3 protein-coding genes are annotated in these 6249 nt (G+C 43.5%); 2 read left to right on the plus strand and 1 reads right to left on the minus strand.

Annotated elements, in window-relative coordinates; translation table 11 throughout:
* The first annotated feature begins 19 nt into the window (after window positions 1-19).
* Entirely contained in the window at window positions 20-1309 is a 1290-nt protein-coding gene (locus DRB05_RS03720) for a DUF3472 domain-containing protein (RefSeq protein WP_128725737.1), read from the plus strand.
* Between the two features lie 1256 nt (window positions 1310-2565).
* The gene (locus DRB05_RS03730; protein ID WP_128725738.1) at window positions 2566-3975 is read left to right on the plus strand and encodes a sensor domain-containing diguanylate cyclase; all 1410 of its coding nucleotides are present in this window, start codon (window positions 2566-2568) and stop codon (window positions 3973-3975) included.
* Here the strand turns inward: DRB05_RS03730 and ylqF are convergent.
* Window positions 3972-4916, minus strand: a complete 945-nt coding sequence (ylqF, locus tag DRB05_RS03735; RefSeq protein ID WP_039493363.1) for a ribosome biogenesis GTPase YlqF — start codon at window positions 4914-4916, stop codon at window positions 3972-3974. The two genes, DRB05_RS03730 and ylqF, sit on opposite strands and share 4 nt — an antisense overlap.
* Window positions 4917-6249 lie beyond the last annotated feature (1333 nt).

The raw sequence follows: 6249 nt of genomic DNA on the forward strand, positions 1-6249 counted from the left end.
CCCATTCAAGGAACTTAAGATGAAGAATACAATAATGACACCGATACTGCTGTGCGCCTCGCTATTTGCTTCAGCACAAGAGGCTTATATCAGCAGTTACGGTAATGCTTGGGTCAACAACGATATTGACGCCAGCAGGCAATATATAACTCAAGCCGGAATTGCCCCATGGCAAGATAAGCAGCTTAGATTTAATCACTATTTTTATGCCAATAACGTTGGCACCTATACCCTCTTTTTACACCTTGAGAAACCAAGAGCACCAAGTACATTGCTGGTAAAGCATAACAATAAACAAGTGGCGCTTAACCTCGATAGACAAAGCCCGACTAAGGTTAAAGTCGGTGACTTTGCCGTGACGCAAGTTGGCTATCAAACTGTCCAAATAGCCGGTGACACATTAGCCAAAGGGCGAAACAGTACCTTTCCCGCCATTACCGGGCTCAGTCTCGATGGTGAGGCCATGACCCCTGCACCTAACTATGTCAAAGAAGACTTTTACTGGGGTCGTCGCGGCCCTTCAGTACACCTTTCCTATACCGTACCTGACAAAAAGGACTATAACTGGTTTTACAACGAAGTAACGGTGCCATCTGGCTACGATCCACAAGGCTCGTATTTTATGGCGAATGGTTTTGGCGAAGGTTACTTTGGTATTCAGGTCAACTCGCCCACCGAGCGTCGCGTGCTGTTTTCGGTTTGGAGCCCATATCAAACCGATGATCCGAGCACGATTCCTGACAATCTTAAAATCAAATTACTCGCTAAAGGCGAAGGCGTTTACGTCGGTGAATTTGGCAATGAAGGTTCTGGAGGACAAAGCTATTTACGTTATAACTGGCAGCCTGATACGACATATCGCTTTTTAGTCAATATTGAGCCCAGTACAATTAATGCAGGCCATACTGAGTATCGAGGCTATTTTTATGCGCCAGAAACCGGTCAATGGAAGCTGATCGCAGCCTTTAGCCGCCCTGAAACCAATACCTATGTTGCAAGACCGCATAGCTTTTTGGAAAACTTTTTACCCGAAGCCGGACAGCTTGAGCGTAAAGCATTTTATAACCGTCAGTTTTTGCGTGACACCCAGGGTAACTGGGTTGAGTTAAATCAAGCTAAATTCACTTATGACGCCACCGCCAGAAAAGGGTCGCGTTTGGATTATCAAGGTGGTGAGGAGCAAAACCGGTTTTACTTACGTAATACAGGTTTCTTCACGGGACCCACGCCTTACCTCAGCGAATTTACTCGCCCAAGCAGCAATGATGCGCCGGTGATCCCATGGCAGTCACTACAGGCACACCCTTAATTTAAATGATAGCTTCTCTCTGGTCGGCCAATGCTACCGTAGCTTTGGTCGGCTTTTACTTCTTCTATACTAATTAACCAAAGTCTCGAGATAATTAAAGCTTTCCCCTTCGAAAAACAGAAATAGATATAAAACACACCAAAAACCATCACATTAATAAAACAATACACTCAATAAATTTAAATTTGGTGTAATTCCAACCACTTAGATCTAAATAAGAATTATTTTCAAAAAGACCGTTGACAGTTCTACAAATCTAACTGATAATCAATATCAACAAGACGAGAGTGACGGCTCAACTTGTTATCACAATAGTTTCTTGACCCGAAACAAGGCTGGTATCCACAACTACCAAAGGACGTTAGCAGGCACTTGCATTGCTCCTCGTATTTAGACGCTAACTCCACTTTTACTTGCTACATTGCTCATATCGGTGACGGTAGATATGAAATCAAAAAGCCCTGCTCAGGGCTTTTTTTATGTCCAAAGTTTATTTTTACTTCGGTATTTGCTAGAAAAATAGCCACCCTAATATTAATGAGAATTATTTTCAAAAAAGTATTGACTCATTGTTAGATCTAACTGATAATCACTATCAACAAGACGGCAACGTGTTGTTTCGCCAACTCAGTTAGTAAGGTTGATAGTTGTAAAGCCCTGTCTACCAGATGTACTCGCTATCTTGAGATTGGCATTGGTACTCTAGTTTGTTTCTCGACCCTGAAACACGGCTGGCCAACGTTAATGGCTTGAATGAACTTAATTCAGTCGCCCCTAAACCTGACTAAGTTTATTCTCACAATTTACTTGCTACATTGCTCATATCGGTGACGGTAGATATGAACGTAAAAAGCCCTGCTCAGGGCTTTTTTTATGCCCAAAATTTATATCTACTTTCAGCGCTTACCGAAAAACAACCACACAAATATTAATGAGAATTATTTTCAAAAAGATGTTGACCCAAGGGTAAATCTAATTGATAATCAATATCAACAAGAGGACATACTCTTGCTGATTCGACCCTGAATCGTGTTGTCGGTGATGTGCTACAACGCCCCTTGATGTGTATCACTGGCAACCACTTTTTACTTGCTACATTGCTCATATCGGTGACGGTAGATATGAATCAAAAAGCCCGGCTCAGGGCTTTTTTTATGCCTACATTTTCTATCAGCGTTTATTCAGCTGTAATGTCGTGTAATCGTTTTCTTTTATTAGAATCCGTATCATTCTATTTTTCCAAAAATAACAATAATATGAACGCTCGACGCTACCGTTATAACATGTTGTTAAGCCTGCTGCTGCTGGTAGGGTTTATTTTCACCAGCTGGATAAGCATCGAGCACGCTAAACAGTCGTTGTATAAAGGAGTGAGCGATGATGCTCTACCACTCACCAGCCATCTGATTGATTTAGACATCCAAAAACGGCTGCAAGCTCCAATCATTATTTCTCAGCAAATGGCAAATAACGTCTTTATTAAACGTTGGCTAACGTCTTCACAGCAAGACCCTACGCTTATTTTCAGCTACTTAGAAGGTACTCGAGCATTACATCACGCAAAAACGAGCTTTTTAGTGGATGACAAGAGCCTCACTTATTACCACTTTGATGGTAACTCCCAGCAGTTAGACATCCGTGCCAAACAAAACGATTGGTATCGAGAAAGCCTGCATAACGATACAGATTATGCGCTCAATGTTGATATAGATCCAAGAGACAACAACGAAGCTATTGTTTATGTTAATCATAAAATAAAACAAAACAACGATGTAATTGGTGTTGTTGGGGTTGGTATCTTATTGGCTGATTTACACAATTTAATTGAACAATACGAAGCCAGTTACGCGCGCAAGCTGTATTTTATTGACCACAAAGGCAGGCTATTATTTTTTAACGATCAAACTCTATCTGGCACCAGTATTCATGACCGTTTTCCAACCCAAGCAACGGCGCTGCTCAATCAATCTGAATATCAATTTCAGTTGGAAACCGACGACCATGCCGAGTTTGTTCATTCGCGCTATTTGGACTCAATAGGCTGGTACTTAATTGTTGAGCAAACAATAGATAAATCAAGTGGAATAAGCGACATCCTCACAACCAATTTATGGGTAGGGAGCCTCGTCACCCTATTAATATTGGCCGTGGCGCAGTTGACGTTTAATCATTATCAAAAACGCTTAGAAAAAATGGCGAAGTACGACAAACTCACCGATACCTTTAATCGTCAAGCCTTCGAGCCCCTGCTTCAGCACCATTTAGCGAAGGCGCGCACCCAATCAACCCCTGTAGTGATGTTGATGATGGACATTGACCACTTTAAACAAGTGAACGATCAACATGGCCATGTGGTAGGCGACAGAGTGCTGCAATGCTTCTCGAACGTATGTAAACGCCAGATAGAAAACAGCGGTTTGCTGTGCCGCTGGGGAGGCGAAGAGTTTATGGTATTGCTACCCAAAGCAACGTTAGAGCAAGGAATTGCGATTGCTGAGAAGATCCATGTTGCACTAGAGCAGGCCGAATGTGAGGTCAAAGTGACAGTCAGTATTGGCGTTGCACAATACCATATTGATGAATCAGAAGATGGTTTTATAAAGCGCGCCGATGCCGCGCTCTATCGTGCCAAACAAGGCCGGAATCAAACCAAATTCGCCGCTTAGCGGCGATTCTTACGCGCTCTTGCGCGGCGCTGACGTTTTTCGTCTTCACGCGCAGCCTTTTTGGCCTCAGCTTGTGCTCTTAGTTCAGCAACCATTTCCTCTTCCGACTCACGCATTTCCGGTGTTTCCATCGTGATCTGCCCAATAACAGCATCGCGCAGTTCGTTGATTAAAATCTCAGACATCTTATGCGTATCGACCTGATTGCCACCCTTTACACAACCGCGCTTGCGGCCAGCCATTTCGATAAATGTCCAATCACAGTCCGGTAATTCGTCGAGCTTGTAACGTGCTTTTAAAAGCTCTGGATATGCACCTAGCAGATATTCAGCGGTGTAACTCGCCACTTCTTCATAATTGATAGCCGTATCGCGAATAGCACCCGTTGCCGCCAAACGATAGCCCGAGTTTTCGTTCTCAACCTTTGGCCACAACATACCCGGCGTATCGTAAAGCATAATGCCGTCTTCAAGCTTAATACGCTGTTGCGCTTTAGTTACCGCAGGTTCATTCCCGGTTTTTGCAACAATTCTGCCGGCAAGTGTATTGATAAGCGTCGATTTACCCACATTTGGAATACCCATGATCATGGCTTTTAGCTGCTTATCTTGACCCACTTTATGAGGTGCAAGCTTTTTGCAAAGCGCATTAATACGCTGTACTTCATTCGCCTTATCATGACCAAACGCCAGCGCTTTTACACCGCTCTCACGTTCAAAATACTCCATCCACTGCTTGGTCAGTTCAGGATCGGCAAGGTCCGCTTTGTTCATGATTTTGATAACAGGCTTATCACCGCGTAACTGCCCTACCATCGGGTTTTCGCTACTATATGGAATACGAGCATCCAGCACTTCAATAATGACATCCATCTGCGGCATGATCTCTTTGATCTCATTGCGCGCTTTATTCATATGCCCTGGGAACCACTGTATTGCCATTATAACCACCTGTATTAATTAACTTTAAAAGCTCATATGTTGAATACCTTGCCAAACTCACACCTACCATAGCACCATTCATACGAAGCAAGAGATAAGTAAAGGATACAACATAGGGTACTAAACGCTTTTAACACAGCAGCAGTACCTCATCACTAAGTTAGCTATTCTACTATAAATTGACAGAATTGGGTTAATGGCCATGAATTCTGTTTAATTCATGTATCACGCTCAACATTCCTGTCCATATATCGCTGTTATGAGTTAAGCCAGCTCCCCCTCCTGACTGACTTCGCCCCCCATAGGCTACGACTACTTTTTCTTTGACGCCTAAAGAAAAGACCCCCTCATCACTCGAAAAACATAACTGCTCGGCGGGTGAACCGCCTCCCACAAAACTATTTACACTGTGAGTTTGGAGGCTACGCTGATAGTTTTTACAATACTTTCAGCAGCTTTACGGCTAAAACCTTGGAAGATCTCACAAGCAACTTATTCCCCCTCCATCACACCCGAAAAGCATAAGTCGATATGCAATATGCCGACAGGATGTCGGCTAAGTCTTGTCTGGCATCATGGATGTGCCTTACAAGACGGTTGCACTATATCGGCTTAGGATTGGAGGATTGAGTGTGATGTTGGGGCGACGTTTTCTTGGTTCGTTCTTTTTCGTCGTTTAAAAAGAATGAACGAGGAGCGCATGGATGCGCTTTGATATTAAACATGGAGGTTTATGTTGCTAACGGCTGATAACTCGAAATGTATCGTAAAGCCAGCTCGTCCTCCTGACCGATTTCGACGCCCATCCATGGGCTACGACTACCTTTTCTTTGCTTGCCCAAAGAAAATGTAGCAAAAGAAAAGGCACTCCCAACACCACACTGACTCCTCAAGTAAATTACCAATATGAACGTCACCGCTGTGTAAGGGCCATCCTTGGCCCTGTCACCGCTTTTCACGCATCCATGCGTTGAAATGACTCATTGGCAATTTACTTTGGGTGTGATGAGGGAGACACAAGGCGCTGATAAATTCTTGTGGTGCTTGCAAACTACTTAGCTACTTTTAAGAGAAAAACTAGAACTCGCAGTCAATACTAATCCCTTTACCGCAACCGAAAAACATACTTCTCGGCGGGTGAACCGCCTCCCACAAAACTATTTACACTGTGAGCTTGGAGGCTACGCTGATAGTTTTTGTAACCCTTGCAAACGGCTTAATCGTAAAAATCGTAGACGATCTCACAAGCAACTTATTTCCCCCTCCATCACACCCGAAAAGCATAAGTCGATATGCAATATGCCGACAGGATGTCGGCTAAGTCTTGTCTGGC

Source organism: Pseudoalteromonas sp. A757 (genome assembly GCF_004103285.1).
Taxonomy (GTDB): Bacteria; Pseudomonadota; Gammaproteobacteria; order Enterobacterales; family Alteromonadaceae; genus Pseudoalteromonas; species Pseudoalteromonas galatheae.

Coding starts and splice junctions, on each gene's coding strand:
- DRB05_RS03720 (WP_128725737.1), top strand. CDS start 20: ATGAAGAATACAATAATGACACCGATACTGCTGTGCGCCTCGCTATTT.
- DRB05_RS03730 (WP_128725738.1), top strand. CDS start 2,566: ATGAACGCTCGACGCTACCGTTATAACATGTTGTTAAGCCTGCTGCTG.
- ylqF (WP_039493363.1), bottom strand. CDS start 4,916: ATGGCAATACAGTGGTTCCCAGGGCATATGAATAAAGCGCGCAATGAG.